This is a genomic window from Bradyrhizobium sp. CB2312, from assembly GCF_029714425.1.
GTDB lineage: Bacteria > Pseudomonadota > Alphaproteobacteria > Rhizobiales > Xanthobacteraceae > Bradyrhizobium.
In genome coordinates, this window is sequence record NZ_CP121668.1 from 1,267,042 (window position 1) to 1,283,170 (window position 16,129).

Below are 16,129 nucleotides of genomic sequence, written 5' to 3' on the forward strand. Positions count from 1 at the left end.
ATCCCGCCGCATCATCCTGAAAGGGGAAGAAAAAAGTGAAACATTTCCGTAGCATTGGGCTCGCGCTCGCCGCGACCTTCGCCGTCAGCCAGGCCGGGGCCCAGGAGCTGACCGGCACGCTGAAGAACATTAAGGACACCGGTGCCATCACGCTCGGCTTCCGTGACTCCTCGATCCCGTTCTCCTATCTCGACGACAACCAGAAGCCCGTCGGGTTCGCGATGGACATCTGCTACAAGATCGTCGATGCCGTGAAGAAGGAGCTCAATCTCGACAAGCTCGAGGTCAAGCTCAACCCCGTGACCTCGGCGACGCGTATCCCGCTGATGGCCAACGGCACCATCGACCTCGAATGCGGCTCGACCACCAACAACGCCGAGCGCCAGAAGCAGGTCGCCTTCACCAACACCCACTTCCTGACCGCCAGCCGCTACGTCTTCAAGAAGTCGAGCGGCCTGAAGTCGATCGACGACCTCAAGGGCAAGACGGTGGTCTCGACCGCCGGCACCACCAACATCAAGCAGCTGACCGAGGCCAACGTCGAGAAGAAGCTCGGCGCCAACATCATCCCGGCCAAGGACCACGCCGAAGCCTTCCTGATGGTCGAGACCGACCGCGCCGTCGCCTTCGTCATGGACGATATCCTGCTCGCCAGCCTCGTCGCCGGCTCGAAGGCGCCGGACGACTACGCCGTCTCCAAGGACGCGTTCTCCAAGCCCGAGCCCTACGGCATCATGCTGCGCAAGGATGACGCGCCGTTCAAGAAGGTGGTCGATGCGGCGACCGCTGCGCTCTACACCTCCGGCGAGGCCCAGAAGATCTACGACAAGTGGTTCACGGCCAAGATCCCGCCGAAGGGCCTGAACCTCAACACCCCGATCTCCTCCGAGCTGAAGAACGAGTTCGCCAAGCCTTCGGACTCGCCGAACCCGGACGATTACAAGTAAGATACCGTTTGCCTCTCCCCGCGTGCGGGGAGAGGCCGGAATTCGCGCGGAACGCGCGGATTCCGGGTGAGGGGGACTCTCCACGAGTCTAACTATCACCTTCCTCGCGGAGAACCCCCCTCACCCTCTCCCCGCAAGCGGAGAGAGGGAAGACATGCCGGCCGTTCTGGAGGGAAGTGGCCGGACATTTGCATAGGCGCCGGGACATTTTTGACTGGCGCGTTCGCGCGGGGGACACGTGAACTACAACTGGAACTGGGGAATCTTCTTCCAGCCGAACCCGATGGGGACCGGTACCTATCTCGACATGCTGCTGTCGGGACTGGTGCTGACCCTCGAAACCGCGGTGCTGGCCTGGATCATCGCGCTGATCACCGGCTCGATCGTCGGCGTCATGCGCACGCTGCCCTCGAAGGGCGCCTACTGGTTCGGCTTCTGCTACGTCGAATTCTTCCGGAACATGCCGCTGCTGGTGCAGCTGTTCCTGTGGTTCTTCGTGCTGCCGGAAATCCTGCCCAAGGCCGCGGGCCTCTGGCTGAAGCAATTGCCGAACGCGCCGTTCTGGACGGCGGCGATCGGCATTGGTCTGTTCATGTCGGCGCGCGTCGCCGTGCAGTTGCAGGCCGGCATCGGCTCGCTGCCGCGCGGGCAGAAGATGGCGGCGACCGCGCTGGGGCTGACCACCGTGCAGGGCTATCGCTACGTGCTGCTGCCGATGGCATTCCGCATCATCCTGCCGCCGCTGACCTCCGAGTTCCTCAACACCATCAAGAACACGGCGGTCGCGATCACCATCGGCCTGCTGGAGCTGACCGGCCAGGCACGCTCGATGCAGGAATTCTCGTTCCAGGTGTTCGAGGCCTTCACCGCCGCGACCATCCTTTATCTCCTCGTCAACGCCGTCGTCGTGACCGGAATGCGCTTCCTCGAGCGCTGGGTCGCGATCCCCGGCTACATCACGGGGAAATAAGCGATGCTCGGCAATTTCGATTTCGACGTCATTCGCCGCGCGCTGCCCTATCTGTTCTACGAGGGCATGACCTTCACGCTGACGCTGACCGCGCTCGCCGCGTTCGGCGGCCTGGTGTTCGGCACGGCGCTCGCCCTGATGCGCCTGTCCGGCCTCAAGCTGCTCGGCCGCATCGCCGGCATCTATGTCGACTTCATGCGCTCGCTGCCGCTGGTGCTGGTGATCTTCTGGTTCTACTTCCTGGTGCCCTATATCGGGCAGTGGCTGACCGGCGCCTCGCGCCCGATCAGCGTCGGCGCGTTCGCGTCCTCGCTGATCACCTTCATCATGTTCGAGGCCGCATACTTCTCCGAGATCATGCGCGCCGGCATCCAGTCGATCTCGCGCGGCCAGCCGGCCGCAGCCAGCGCGCTCGGGCTGACCTACGCCCAGACCATGCGCTACGTCGTGCTGCCGCAGGCCTTCCGCAACATGCTGCCGGTCCTGATCACGCAGACCATCGTGCTGTTCCAGGACACCTCGCTGGTCTACGTCCTGTCGATCACGGACTTCCTGGGCGCGGCGAGCAAGGTCGCGCAGCGCGACGGCCGTCTGGTCGAAATGTATCTGTTCGCAGCCGTCGTCTACTTCACCATCTCCTGTATCGCGTCCTTCGGCGTCCGCCGCCTCCAGGCGCGTATCGCCATCATCCGCTAGAGCGCATCGATCATGATCGAAATCAGCCACGTCAACAAATGGTACAGCCCGACCTTCCAGGTGCTGACCGACTGCACCACCAATGTCACCAAGGGCGAGGTCGTCGTGGTCTGCGGCCCCTCGGGCTCGGGCAAGTCGACCCTGATCAAATGCGTCAACGCGCTGGAGCCGTTCCAGAGCGGCGACATTTTGGTCGACGGCACCAAGGTGAACGATCCCAAGACCAATTTGCCGAAGCTGCGCTCGCGCGTCGGCATGGTGTTCCAGCACTTCGAATTGTTCCCGCACCTGAAGATCATCGACAATCTCTGCCTCTCGCAGGAGAAGGTGCTCGGCCGCTCGCACGACAAGGCGGTGACGAAGGGCATGCAGCTCTTGGAGCGCGTCGGATTGAAGGAGCAGGCGCAGAAATTTCCGGCCCAGCTCTCCGGCGGCCAGCAGCAGCGCGTCGCCATCGCGCGTGCGCTTGCCATGGACCCGATCGTGATGCTGTTCGACGAGCCGACCTCGGCGCTCGACCCTGAAATGGTCAGCGAGGTGCTCGACGTCATGGTCGACCTCGCCCGCGAAGGCATGACCATGATGGTCGTGACCCACGAAATGGGCTTTGCCCGCAAGGTCGCCAACCGCGTCATCTTCATGGACCGCGGCGAGATCGTCGAGGACGCTCCGAAGGACGACTTCTTCGGCAAGCCCCGCAGCGACCGCGCGCAGAAGTTCTTGTCGAAGATTCTGTCGCACTAGCGCCGCCGTCATTCCGGGGCGCGATGCAGTCGCGAGCCCGGAATCCATTGGGCGGCAGTACGCGAGGTGAAATGGATTCCGGGTTCGTCGCTTCGCGCCGCCCCGGAATGACGAATAGAGGGGTGCTCGGCTCCCCCAACTGGCGTATAAGCGCGCCAAATCCCCCTTTCCCGCCAGGAGACCCGCCTTGGACTCGATCGCCTACGTCAACGGTTCATTCGTCCCGCTTTCGGACGCCAAGGTCTCGATCCTCGACCGCGGCTTCCTGTTTGCCGACGGCATTTACGAGGTCTCGGCCGTGCTCGACGGCAAGCTGGTCGACAACGCCTCGCATCTGGCGCGGCTGGAACGGTCGGTCGGCGAGATCAAGCTGAAGCTGCCGGAGACCGTCGAGCGCATCACCGAGCTGCAGAAGGAGCTGATCGCGCGCAACAAGGTCGAGAACGGCCTCGTCTACCTCCAGGTCACGCGCGGCGCCGACAAGGGGCGCGACTTCGCGTTCCCGAAGGGCGACGTCCAGTCGAGCCTGGTGATGTTCACCTCCGAGAAGGACATCATCAATGCGGCCGCGGCCAAGACCGGCATCAACGTGATCACGGTGCCCGACATCCGCTGGGAGCGGCGCGACATCAAGAGCGTAGCGCTGCTGGCGCAGGTGCTGGCGAAGCAGGCCGCGGCAGAAGCCGGCGCGGGCGAGGCCTGGATGCTGCAAGACGGCTACGTCACTGAAGGTGGCTCGTCCTCGGCGTTCATCCTCACCAAGGACGACGTCATCGTGACCCGCAAGAACTCAAACGCCATCCTGCCGGGCTGCACCCGCAAGGCGGTGGTCGCGCTCGCCGAGGAGCGCCAGCTCCGCGTCGAGGAGCGTTCCTTCACCGTGGAAGAGGCGCTGGCCGCGAAGGAGGCTTTTGCGACCTCGGCCTCGCTGTTCGTTCAGCCGGTCGTCGCGATCGACGGCAAGAAGGTCGGGGACGGCAAGCCCGGCCCGATGGCCACGCGCCTGCGCGAGATCTACGTGGAGTTCGCCAAGGCGACGGCGGTCTAAGCCGCGTTCTCCGCTGTCATCGCCCGGCTTGACCGGGCGATCCAGTACTCCGAGACGTCAGTGCTTGAACCGGAAGGCTGCGGCGTACTGGATGCCCCGCCTTCTGTTTAGCCCGGACAGATCACTGACGGGTGTTCGGAGACATAGCTGACACATCAACATTGGCTGGATTGGTCCGATTCGGGAGGCCGTCCATGCCTTGGAGTGAGGTGTCAGCAATGGATCAGCGCCACGAGTTCGTGCGGCTGGCTTTGCAGGAAGGCGTCAACCGGCGCGAGCTCTGCCGTCGGTTCAACATCAGTCCTGATGTCGGTTACAAGTGGTTGCGGCGCTGGCAGGCTGGCGATCGGGAGCTGGCCGACCGTTCCCGGTGCCCGCATGCGATGCCCAAGCGCAGCAAGGCTGCGGTCGAGGCACAGGTTCTGGCTGTGCGGGACAAGCATCCCGCCTGGGGCGCACGCAAGATCGCCCATTGCCTGAAGCGGGATGGCCAGACGGTGCCGGTGCCGTCAACGGTGCACCGGATCCTGTGCCGGAACGGCCGGGTCACACCGAGTGAGACTGCGCCACCCAATCCGGGGCACCGCTTCGAGAAGGAAGCTCCCAATCTGCTGTGGCAGATGGACTTCAAGGGCCACCTGCCGCTCGCCAACGGGACACGGTGCCATCCGCTGACCGTCGTCGACGATCACTCGCGCTATGTCTTGTGCCTGAAGGCCTGCGCCGACGAGCAGCGTCTCACCGTGCAGGATCACCTGACGGCGACGTTCCGCTGCTATGGCCTGCCGGAGGCCTTCTACACCGATAACGGCTCACCTTGGGGCGATACGTCCGGCGTTCGTTGGACCGGACTGAAGGTGTGGCTGCTCAAGCTCGGCGTCAGGGTGGTGCACGCCAGGCCATGTCACCCGCAGGCCCGCGGCAAGAACGAACGCTTCCATCGCACCCTGAAGGCCGAGGTTTTTGCCATGCGTCGCTTCCGTACCCTCGCGGAAGTCCAGCGCGCCTTCGACGCCTGGCGACCGGTCTACAATCTGGAGCGCCCCCACCAAGGCATCGATATGCACGTCCCCGCCGATCGCTTCCGGCCGAGCGCCCGTGCCATGCCGGCGCGCATTCCGAAGGTCGAATACGACAGCACAGAGATCGTGCGCAGGGTCTCATCGACCAGACCCTATATCTCTTTCAAGGGACGATTTTGGAAGGTTCCCCAGGCCTTCGCACGCGAACATCTCGCGATCCGCCCGCTGGACCGCGACGGCCATTACGGAATCTTCTTCGCCAGCTGGCAGGTCGCATCGATCGACTTGACCAACGACCAACCTGTCAGTGATGTGTCCGAACAGGTGTCAGCCATGTCTCCGGACTAAACACTTCGCGGGGCATGACAGTCGTGAATACCTACGCCACCGACGCCTTCACCTTCACCGGATGCACGGCGCGGAACGCGATCGCCAGCCTGTTCCAGGCATTGATGGCGCCGATCAGCATGGTCAGGTTCACCGTCTCCGCGTCGGAGAATTGTGCGCGGACCTGCTCGTAAGTCTCGTCAGGCGCGTGCGTCTCCGAGATCAGCGTCACGGCTTCAGTCCAGGCCAGCGCGGCGCGCTCGCGGTCGCTGTAGAGCGGGGACTCCCGCCAGGCGTTGAGCAGATAGATGCGCTGCTCGGTCTCGCCGCGCTTGCGGGCGTCCTCGGTGTGCATGTTGATGCAGAAGGCGCAGCCGTTGATCTGCGAGGCGCGGATCTTGACGAGCTCGATCAGCGATTTCTCGAGGCCCGTCGACTGGATCTGCTCCTCCAGCGCCATCAGCGCCTTCATCGTGTCGGGGGCGGCCTGGTAGAAGTTCATGCGCGGTTTCATGGTCGTTCTCCTTGCTTGCTGGGTTGAGGTCAGTGGGCTCCGCCGGCCGAGGTCTGGCCGGCCTTCTTCAGGAACAGGACGGCGGCGAGCGCGACGATCAGCGCCATGCCGAGCAGATAGAAGGTGTCGCTGAAGGCGAGAATAAAAGCCTGCTTCTGCACGGTATGGCCGATCGCGACATAGGCACGATGGGCGGCATCCGCACGGTCGAGGACGCCGTGATTGACGAAATACTGCGTGAGTTGTTCCAACCGCGTCCGCGTCGCCTGCTCGAACACCGAGACCGACTGCATCAGCACATTGGAGTGATATTGCTCGCGCTTGGTCAAGACGGTCTGGAGCAGCGCGATGCCGACGGCGCCGCCGAGATTGCGCATCATGTTGAACAGGCCGGAGGCCGAGCCGGCGTTCTCCGCCTCGATGCCCGCGGTCGCGACCGCCGACAGCGGTGCCATCACCAGCGCCTGGCCGATGGCGCGAACGACGTTCGGCCAGAAGAGCTGATCGGCGGCATAGTCGTTGGTCATGGTGATGTTCATGAAGCTCGATGCCGCAAACAGCGCGAAGCCGATGCCGATGATGATGCGTGCGTCGAACTTCTGCATCAGGCGCGGCACCAGCGGGATCAGGAGGAGCTGCGGCAATCCGGTCCAGGCCAGCACGAAGCCGATCTGCTCGGCATTGTAGCCCTGAATGCGCGCCAGATATTGCGGCAGGATGAACACCGAGCCGTAGAGCGCGATGCCGAGCAGGAAATTCGCCAGCATGCCGAAGCCGAAATTGCGGCGCACGAGCAGGCGCAGATTGAGCAGCGGCTTCTTCACGGTGAGCTCGAAGATCAGGAACGCAGTCAGCGCCACGGCTGCGATCACGCTGAGCTTGACGATGAAGGGCGAGCCGAACCAGTCGTCCTTGTTGCCTTCCTCCAGCACGGTCTGAAGCGCGGACAGGCCGATCGCCATGGTGATGATGCCGGCCCAGTCGCCCTCCGCTAGCTGCGCCAGCTTCATCGGCTTTGCCTCGAGCGCGTACCAGAGCATGGCGACCATGACCGCGCCGGGCACGAGGTTGACGTAGAAAATGTATTGCCAGCCGAAATTCTCGGTGAGATAGCCGCCGATGGTGGGGCCGATCGCGGGTGCGAACGTCGCCGACAGCGCGAACATGGCAAGGCCCACGGGCTGCTTTGCGCGCGGCAGCAGCGTGATGATCAGAGTGAACGCCATCGGGATCAGCACGCCGCCGGTAAAGCCCTGCACGGCTCGCAGCGCGATCATCTGCGGCAGATCCTGCGCCAGCGCACACGCCGCCGACAGCGCCAGGAACAGGACCGCGTTGGTGAGCAGGTAAATCCGGATCGAGAACACCTGCGCGAGCCAGCCGGATAGCGGGATCACCACGATCTCGGCGATCAGATAGGAGGTCGAGATCCAGCCGCCGTCGTCGATGCCGGCGCCGATCGCGCCCTGGATGTCCGCCAGCGAAGCGTTGACGATCTGGATGTTCAGCACCGCCATGAAGGCGCCGAGCGTGGCGCCGATCACCGCGATCCAGGTCTTTGCGGAAATGACGGGCGCGGCAGGCGCGGCCGGAGCAGGGATGGTGGCGGCGGAGGCGGCGTTGAGGGCGGGTTGGAGCGTGCTCATGGAAGCCTCGTCTCGGATATGGAGACAGGATGCGTCAGGCGATTGGTTTCGATAATCGCGGAAGTTGGGGAAGGATCGTCCGGCAGGAATTGATAGTCCCGCCAGTCTTCCGACCTCAGCTGCCGTTCTTGCGAGGCGCGTTCTCGGCGAGACGCCTGGCCGTGTCGCGCTCGGCCAGCACCGTCTGCTTGGTGTCGACGGTCGGCACTGCCGACATGCCGGGCCGGAGCAGGCCGGTCAGGCTGTGGTCGTCGAGCACGATCTTCACCGGTACACGCTGCACGATCTTGGTGAAGTTGCCGGTGGCGTTGTCAGGCGGCAGCAGCGCGAATTCCAAACCGCTCGCCGGCGACAGGCTGTCGACATGGCCGCGCAGGGTCTGGTTGCGGAAACTGTCGATGCGGAGCTCGACCGGCTGGCCGGGGCGAACATGTGTGAGCTGCGTCTCCTTGAAGTTCGCCACCACATAGACCGCATCGAGCGGCACCACCGCCATCAATTGCGTGCCGGCCTGCACGAACTGGCCGACGCGCAAGCTGCGCGCGCCGACGATGCCGTCGACCGGCGCGGTGACCTCGGTATAGGACAGATTCAACGCGGCCTGCTGTGCGACCGCGCGGGCGCGGTCGAGTTGCGCCGCGGCCTGGGCGCGCTGGGTGGTGAGCACGTCGACCTTGCGCTGCGCGGCGACGAGACCGGATTTGGCATGCTGCAATTGCGCGTTGCTGGCGCGCAGCGCCGCATCGGTCTGCTGCGCGCGCTGGATCGTGCCGGAGCCTGACTTCATGAGGTCGTCGTAGCGGGCGCGCTCCTCCTGCGCGAATTTCAGATTGGCGTCGGCGGCGGCGACATCGGCTGTGCTCTGCTCGATGATCGGCTGCTGCAGTTCGAGCTGCGCATCGATGTTGCGCACCGAGGCTTCGCCGGCGGCGACGTCGGCTCTCGCCTGGTTCAGCGCCGCCCTGAAATCGCGGTCGTCGATCTTCGCCAGCAATTGGCCGGCCTTGACCCGCTCATTGTCGCCGACCAGCACCTTGGCGATATAGCCGGAGACCTTCGGCGCGATGATCGTGGAGTCGGCCTTCACATAGGCGTCGTCGGTGGATTCGAGGTAGCGGCCGTTGGTCCAGTAGTCGTGGCCGTAATAGGCAATCGCTGCCGTGCCTGCGAGGAGCGCGAAAGCCAATGCCACGCGCCGGACCATGTTCCGGGCCGGCATAGCCGGCGGCGTCTTGGCGTAATCATGAACAATTTCAGTCGCTTGCTCGAAATTCTCGGTGCGGGGCATCTCGGACATGGCAGTCTCCTATCGGCTCGCTGAGACTATCGTTCGTTCCGGCTCTGGTGATAATTTGCGAAATTCGGGAAGGATTATCCATCAAGGGTGGATAGTCCGCACCGTTGTTCCCGGCTTGTGATGGTCTACCGAAGCAGGCCGACGACTGCCCCAGAGCGATTGCCACGTTTGTCGCGCGATTGCTGCCAACCCCTAGCGCTCGGACGGAGCTGCGAGCGGGACGAGGGCGTGTGTAGATAATCGGGGTGAATTTGCTCCGATTGTCGATCGAAATGGGATAATCGGCGGCCATGGATCGATTGACGAGTCTCGAAGTGTTCAGCCGGGTGGTCGAGACGGGCGGCTTCTCCGCAGCCGCCCGTAAGCTCAACATGTCGACCACCATGGTGAGCAATCACGTTCAGGCGCTGGAAGACCGGCTCGGGGTGAGGCTGCTTCACCGCACGACGCGCAAGGTCAACCTCACCGAGATCGGCAAGGCCTATTACGACCGCTGCGTCCAGATCCTCGCCGACATCGAACAGGCCGACGACATCGCGAGCGAACTGCAATCGGTGCCCCGCGGTACGCTGCGCATCCACGTCGCGACCCACATGGTGCCGTTCGTCGCGCCTGTGGTGGCGAAGCTGCTGTCGGCCTATCCCGAGCTCAAGATCGACCTGCGCATGGGCGAGGCCGATGTCGATCTCATCGAGGAGGGCTACGATGTCGCGCTGCGCATGACCCCGCCGCCCGACTCAAGCCTGATCGTGCGGAGCCTCGCCACCTGGCGCCACGTGCTGTGCTGCTCCCACGACTATCTCGACAAGCACGGCCGGGTGCAGCGGCTCGACGAGCTCACCGCGCATAATTGCGGCCGTCACCTGAACTATCCGTTCGGCGACGAGTGGCGCTTCTTCGATCGCAAGGGCGCGCCGGCCGCGGTGCGCATCTCCGGCAGCTTCGTCACCAACAGCGGGGAGGCGCTGCGCAGGGTGGCGCTGGAGGGTGCTGCCGTCTGCCTGATGGCCGGGTTCCTCGTCCAGGACGATCTCGACGCCGGCCGGCTCATCCGGTTGCTGCCGGAATATCGGCCGGTCGAGCTGTCGATGAACGCGGTCTATCCGCACCGGCATCATCTGTCGGCCAAGGTCAGGACCTTCATCGACCTGCTCGTGCACCACAGCGCCGAGCAGCAGAAGCTGGTCAATCCGTATGCGTGAGACGCGGCCATCAGTGCCGTAGGGTGGGCAAAGGCGCAAAGCGCCGTGCCCACGATCTGTCAATGATCGCGACAGATGGTGGGCACGCTTCGCTTTGCCCACCCTACGGAGGTGTCAACGTGGTGGCGGCAATCTCCCAAACACGGCATCGAGCGCGACGCCGATCGCGAGCAAGCGGCGATCGCTGCCTGCCGGGCCGTCCAGCTCGAGACCCACAGGCAATTTGCTCGTGGCGCCCAGCGCGACCGGAATCTGGATACCGGGAATGCCGGCATTGCTACCGGGATCGGTGTTCTGGATGATCAGGCCGAAATTTTCCAAGCTGCTGGAGTCGGGATTGGAGGCAATCGCCACGCGCGGCGTGGTCGGGAAGGCGATGGCGTCCAACCTGTTGGCGGCAAACGTGTCGCTGTAGAGCGCCTGAAGCGCCGGCCGCCCGGTCTTGATCGCGGCGTCATAGAGCGGCTTGGCGTCGAGCAGCGTGCCATCGGGAGCCGGCAGTTTGCGCGGGATCACGAAGCCATCATAGATGCCCTTGACGTCGGCGCTGGAGATGTCCTTCGCCAGCGCCTCGATGCTGAGGCCGGTGCCGGTATGCTCGAGATATGCCACCAGATCGTCATAGGCCTCGTACAGCGCGACGGGAAAGCTGACCTGGCCGTTGAGTTCGGCGAGCTGCGGCATCGCGATCTCGACGATGGTGACGCCCCGCGCCTTCATGGCCGCGATCGCCGCGTGGAAAGCGGCTTCGGTGTCGGCATCGAGATTGGTCAGCATCGTCTTCACGATGCCGATGCGGACCTGCTTCAGATCCGCCGGTGTAACATCGTCGCCGCCGGCGACGACACGGTCGAGCAGCGCGACATCTGCCATGGTCGCGGCCATCGGGCCTGCGGTGTCGCGGGTGTGCGAGATCGGCGCGATGCCTTGCTGCGGATAACGGCCGACCGTCGGGCGCAGCGAGGCGCATCCATTCAGCGCGCCGGGCACCCGGACCGAACCGCCCGTGTCGGTGCCGAGCCCACCGGTAACGATCCGCGCGCCGATCGCAGCGCCGGTCCCGGACGAGGAACCGCCGGCGATCAGCGAGCGATCATAGGCGTTGCGCACACCGAACTCCGCGCCGGTCTTGAACGCCGTGTTGTAGCCGGAGAGGCCGAAAGCAAGCTCGTGCATGCTGGTCTTGCCGATGATGACCGCGCCTGCGGCGCGCAGCTTGGCAACCACGGGCGCGTCTGCCTTCGGAATGTAGTCCTTCAGCGCGGGTGTGCCGGCGCTGCACGGAAGTCCGGCAACCTCGATATTGTCCTTGATCACGATGGGAACGCCGCCGAGTGGTTTGCTCGTGTCGCTGCTCGCGTCGAATGCGGCGGCGGCCTTCAGCGCGCCAGCTTCGTCCAGAGTCACGAAGGCGTTGAGATCGGCGTGGGCCTTGGCGCGGGCGAGAGCTTCCGTCGTGAGTGATGTGCTCGCAACTTTTCCGGCACGAAGATCGGCGGCGGCCTGGCTCAGGGTCAACTGGTCGAGATCCATGATGCGTCACCTGATTTGCGGAGGCGCCAACGGGCGCCCCTTAAAGTCCGGAGGCTGAGGCCTCGCTGGTGCCGCGTCAATCGTGGGCGCGCATCTTTTGCATTACCGATGTCGTCAAATTCGCAACGAGTTGCTCGACCTCGGGCTTCACCTTGGCGATCGCGGCGTCCTTCACGGGTCCGTAGCCACGGATCTCCATCGGCGCTTTTGCGATGATAACGAGGTCGGACAGTCGCGCTGCGTCGAGATTGCCGAGCATGCGTTCGATCAGGCCTTCATACCAGCTGATCAAATCCCGCTCGGCGCGCCGCTCATGCGTGTAGCCGAACGGGTCGAACGGCGTTCCGCGCAATCCCTTCAACGGTGCCAGCACGGCGAGCGGCGTCTGGATCCACTGGCCGAAGGCGCGCTTGCGCGGACGACCGCGGGCATCGCGCTTGGAGAACAGGAACGGCGGGGCGAGGTGATACTGGATGCTGAAGCCGTCCTCGAATTCGCGCTTCAGCTCGTCGCGAAAGCCGCTCTGCATATGCAGGCGCGCGACCTCATACTCATCCTTGTAGGCCATCAGCTTGAACAGGGCGCGGGCAACCGCCTCGGTCAGCGCTGTGCTGTTCACGGCCGTTTCGGCGTTGCGGACCTTGGCGACGATTGTCCGGTAGCGCGCCGCATAAGATTCGTCCTGGTAGGCGGTGAGGAAATCGGCGCGCCGGGCGATGATCTGGTCCAGCGTCTCGGCTTGCGGCGTCGCGCTCGCCTCCGGCAAGAAGTCCGGATCGGCAGCGGCGATGCGGCCCCAGGCAAAGGCCTGCCTGTTGCGCTCGACCGCGACGCCGTTGAGCTCGATCGCGCGCAGCAGTGCGGATAGCGAGACCGGCACCAGCCCGTGCTGCCAGGCAAAGCCGAGCATGATGATGTTGGCATAGACGGCGTCGCCGAGCAGCCGTTCGGCCAGCGCATTGGCGTTGATGGTGTCGAGATTGCTCTCTCCGATCACGTGGCCGATCGCGCGCATGCGCGCGGGCGAAGCGAGATCAGTATCGCGGAAGCGGACGACGTCGCCGGTCGGCATCTCCGCTATGTTGACCACCGCGCGGCTGCCGCGGCGATAGGTGCCGGATGCCTTGGGCGAGGAACTGACGACGAGGTCGCAGCCGATCAGCGCATCGGCCGCGCCCTGGTCGATGCGGACCTGATGCAACGCGTCGGGCGACGCGGCAAGCCGGATATAGCTCAGCACGGGACCGAATTTTTGCGCAAAGCCGGTGAAGTCGAGCACCGAGACGCCGCGCCGTTCCAGATGCGCGGCCATGCCGATCAGTGCGCCGACCGTAATCACGCCGGTGCCGCCGACGCCGGTCACGAGCAAATCGTAGGGTCGATCGAGCGTTGTGGTGACGGGCAGGGGAAGCGTGGCCGCGCGGCCGACTGCGTCGATCTCGCTTGCGCTTTTCTTGCGTCGCGTGGCGCCTTCGACGGTGACGAAGCTCGGGCAGAAGCCGTTGAGGCAGGAAAAGTCCTTGTTGCAGGTCGACAGGTTGATCCGGCGCTTGCGGCCGAACGGCGTCTCCTTCGGCTCGACGCTGAGGCAGTTGGACTCGACCGAGCAATCGCCGCAGCCTTCGCAGACGAGGTCGTTGATATAGGCAAAGCGCTTGGGGTCGGCGAGCTGTCCGCGCTTTCGCCGCCGCCGCTTCTCGGTGGCGCAGGTCTGCTGGTAGATCAGGACCGAGACGCCCGGGATATCGCGCAACTCGCGCTGGACCGCATCCATCTCCTCGCGCGGATGGATGGTGACGCCGCTGGGCAGGTCCGCCGGAGCAAACTGCGCGGGATCGTCCGAGACCAGCGCGATGCGCGCGACGCCTTCGGCACGGACGCTGTGCGCGATGGCATGCACGCTGATGGGGCCGTCGACCGGCTGGCCGCCGGTCATCGCCACGGCGTCGTTGAACAGGATCTTGTAGGTGATGTTGGCTTTGGCGGCGATCGCCTGACGGATCGCCATCGAGCCCGAATGGTAATAGGTGCCTTCGCCGAGATTCTGGAAGACATGCCTGTTGCCGGTAAATCGCGACGATGCCGCCCAGTTCACGCCCTCGCCGCCCATCTGGATCAGCGACGAGGTCTCGCGGTCCATCCAGCTCGCCATGAAATGGCAGCCGATGCCGGCCAGCGCCTTCGAGCCTTCCGGCACCTTCGTCGAAATGTTGTGCGGACATCCCGAGCAGAAATACGGCGTGCGTGTTGCACCGGCGACGTTGATCGTGCGCGCGGCCTCCGGCATCAAGGCCGCCGCACGGGCCGCGAGATTGAGGCCGGGAAACATCGGATCGAGCCGGCGCGCGAGCACGCCGGCCAGCGCACGCGGCGACAATTCGCCGATCCAGGAGATCAGCCGTGCCCCGCGCTCGTCGTGCTTGCCGACCATGCGCTCGGGCTTGGCACCGGGATAGTCGTAGAAATATTCCTTGAACTGGCTCTCGATGATGCCGCGCTTTTCCTCGACCACCAGAATCTCGCGCTTGCCCTTCACGAACTCCATCGCGTCGTGCAGCGCCAGCGGCCAGACCATGCCGACCTTGTAGATGTCGATGCCGATGCTGCGGCAGGCGGCCTCGTCGAGCCCCATCAGCCGCAGCGCCTCCATCAGATCGAGATGCGCCTTGCCCGTGGTGACGATGCCGTAGCTGGCATTGGGGATGTCGTAGATATGGCGATCGATCGGATTGGCCTTTGCGAAGGCGTAGACCGCGTGCTTCTTCGCTTCCAGGCGCTCCTCGATCTGCGGCCCCGGCAGATCGGGCCAGCGATAGTGCAGCCCGCCCGGCGGCGGCGTGAAGTCCGGCGTGCGGAAGGCGCGCGGCGGGCGCAGTGCGACGGAGGCGCCTGATTCCACGATCTCCGAGATCGCCTTGAAGCCGACCCACATGCCGGAGAAGCGGCTCAGCGCATAGCCATATTCGCCGAACTCGAGATATTCGCCGACGCTGGCCGGATGCAGCGTCGGCATGAACCAGCTCATGAAGGCGACGTCGGACTGGTGCGGCATCGACGAGGAGACGCAGCCATGGTCGTCGCCGGCGACCACCAGCACGCCGCCATGCGGCGAGGAGCCGTAGGCGTTGCCGTGCTTGAGCGCATCGCCGGAGCGATCGACGCCGGGGCCCTTGCCGTACCAGAGCCCGAACACGCCATCGACCTTGCGGTCGGCTTGTGTCTCGACCTGCTGCGAGCCGAGCACCGCGGTTGCGGCGAGGTCCTCGTTCACGGCGGGGAGGAATTCGATTGCATCGCGCTTCAATCGCTCCTGGATGCGCCACAGCTCGAGATCGATGCCGCCGAGCGGCGAGCCGCGATAGCCGGAGATGAAGCCGGCGGTGTTCAGCCCCGCGGCACGGTCGCGCCTGATCTGGTCGAGCGCAATGCGGACGATGGCCTGCGTGCCCGTGAGGAAGACACGGCCCTCCTCGCGGTCGTAGCGGTCGGAGAGCTCGTAAGTGTCGAGTGACGAAATGGCGTCCATGGCGGACCTCGCGCGGCATCCTGCCCGATGATGGAAGGTTATGCTTGGGAGGCTGGTAGGTCTTGCCTATTTTTCCCGCGTTGATCACAAATCCGGTAGAATTTTGCGTTAGGCCATCAAATTTGGTAGATGTTCCCGATCTGAGAGGCCTTCATGATCGAAGAACAGGACACGCGAATACTCGCCCACCTTCAGAAGGATGGCCGCGCGACCAACCAGCAGCTCGCGGAAGAAGTCGGCATGTCCACCTCGGCCTGCTGGCGCCGGGTGCGGGCGCTGGAGGAGAGCGGCGTCATCCAGGGTTATGCGGCGCTGGTCGCGCGCGAGCGTGCGGGCTTTGCGATGTCCGCCATCCTCCACGTCTCGCTGGAGCGGCACGATGCCAAGTTCGTCGACGAGTTTGTGGCCCGGGTCACGAAGCGCCGCGAGGTGCTGGAGTGCTTTGCGACCACGGGCGATGCCGACTACCATTTGCGCGTCGTCGTGCAGGACATGACGGCCTACAACCGCTTCCTCGATGAGTTCATGTTCCGCATTCCCGGCATCCGCACCGTCCGCAGCAACGTGGTGCTGAAGGAGATCAAGACCGGCGTGACGCTGCCGTTCTGATGAGGCTTCGTAGGATGGGTAGAGCGATAGCGAAACCCATCAAGCTCT

Annotated in this window: 13 protein-coding genes; 8 read left to right on the forward strand and 5 right to left on the reverse strand. The window is 64.5% G+C overall.

From position 1 onward, the window contains the following. The first annotated feature begins 35 nt into the window (after positions 1–35). The 6 genes from QA642_RS06005 (at position 36) to QA642_RS06030 (ending at position 5,775) form a co-directional block, all read left to right on the forward strand. Positions 36–947, forward strand: coding sequence for an amino acid ABC transporter substrate-binding protein (locus QA642_RS06005; RefSeq protein ID WP_283083839.1), 912 nt, complete (start codon positions 36–38; stop codon positions 945–947). Between the two features lie 238 nt (positions 948–1,185). After that, entirely contained in the window at positions 1,186–1,917 is a 732-nt protein-coding gene (locus QA642_RS06010) for an amino acid ABC transporter permease (RefSeq protein ID WP_027562970.1), read from the forward strand. A gap of 3 nt (positions 1,918–1,920) precedes the next feature. Beyond that, complete coding sequence (locus tag QA642_RS06015; RefSeq protein WP_027562971.1) at positions 1,921–2,613, forward strand: ABC transporter permease subunit; 693 nt, start codon at positions 1,921–1,923, stop codon at positions 2,611–2,613. Positions 2,614–2,625: 12 nt separating this feature from the next. Continuing rightward, a complete protein-coding gene (locus QA642_RS06020) occupies positions 2,626–3,357 on the forward strand; it encodes an amino acid ABC transporter ATP-binding protein (protein WP_027562972.1) in 732 nt (243 codons plus the stop codon). A gap of 187 nt (positions 3,358–3,544) precedes the next feature. Continuing rightward, on the forward strand, positions 3,545–4,405 hold the full coding sequence (locus QA642_RS06025) for a D-amino-acid transaminase (protein WP_283083840.1): 861 nt from the start codon (positions 3,545–3,547) through the stop codon (positions 4,403–4,405). A gap of 194 nt (positions 4,406–4,599) precedes the next feature. Continuing rightward, on the forward strand, positions 4,600–5,775 hold the full coding sequence (locus QA642_RS06030) for an IS481 family transposase (protein ID WP_283079492.1): 1,176 nt from the start codon (positions 4,600–4,602) through the stop codon (positions 5,773–5,775). 31 nt (positions 5,776–5,806) lie between these two features. On the opposite strand, the gene QA642_RS06035 is transcribed toward QA642_RS06030, so the two are convergent. From QA642_RS06035 to QA642_RS06045, 3 genes are all read right to left on the reverse strand, one after another. Then, a complete protein-coding gene (locus QA642_RS06035) occupies positions 5,807–6,268 on the reverse strand; it encodes a carboxymuconolactone decarboxylase family protein (RefSeq protein ID WP_283083841.1) in 462 nt (153 codons plus the stop codon). Positions 6,269–6,297: 29 nt separating this feature from the next. Next, on the reverse strand, positions 6,298–7,914 hold the full coding sequence (locus tag QA642_RS06040) for an MDR family MFS transporter (protein ID WP_283083842.1): 1,617 nt from the start codon (positions 7,912–7,914) through the stop codon (positions 6,298–6,300). A 115-nt stretch (positions 7,915–8,029) separates the two neighbouring features. Continuing rightward, entirely contained in the window at positions 8,030–9,211 is a 1,182-nt protein-coding gene (locus tag QA642_RS06045; RefSeq protein ID WP_283083843.1) for an HlyD family secretion protein, read from the reverse strand. Between the two features lie 290 nt (positions 9,212–9,501). Between QA642_RS06045 and QA642_RS06050 the strand changes: the two genes are divergently transcribed. Continuing rightward, positions 9,502–10,413, forward strand: coding sequence for a LysR family transcriptional regulator (locus QA642_RS06050; RefSeq protein WP_283083844.1), 912 nt, complete (start codon positions 9,502–9,504; stop codon positions 10,411–10,413). Positions 10,414–10,527: 114 nt separating this feature from the next. Here the strand turns inward: QA642_RS06050 and iaaH are convergent, their stop codons facing one another. Together iaaH and QA642_RS06060 are read right to left on the reverse strand one after the other, a co-directional pair. After that, positions 10,528–11,946 carry an indoleacetamide hydrolase gene (gene iaaH, locus QA642_RS06055; protein WP_283083845.1) on the reverse strand — a complete coding sequence of 473 codons (1,419 nt, stop codon included), beginning with the start codon at positions 11,944–11,946 and terminating at the stop codon, positions 10,528–10,530. Between the two features lie 76 nt (positions 11,947–12,022). Then, the gene (locus QA642_RS06060; protein WP_283083846.1) at positions 12,023–15,472 is read right to left on the reverse strand and encodes an indolepyruvate ferredoxin oxidoreductase family protein; all 3,450 of its coding nucleotides are present in this window, start codon (positions 15,470–15,472) and stop codon (positions 12,023–12,025) included. A gap of 153 nt (positions 15,473–15,625) precedes the next feature. Between QA642_RS06060 and QA642_RS06065 the strand changes: the two genes are divergently transcribed. Further along, entirely contained in the window at positions 15,626–16,081 is a 456-nt protein-coding gene (locus QA642_RS06065) for an Lrp/AsnC family transcriptional regulator (protein ID WP_283083847.1), read from the forward strand. The last annotated feature ends 48 nt before the right edge of the window (positions 16,082–16,129 follow it).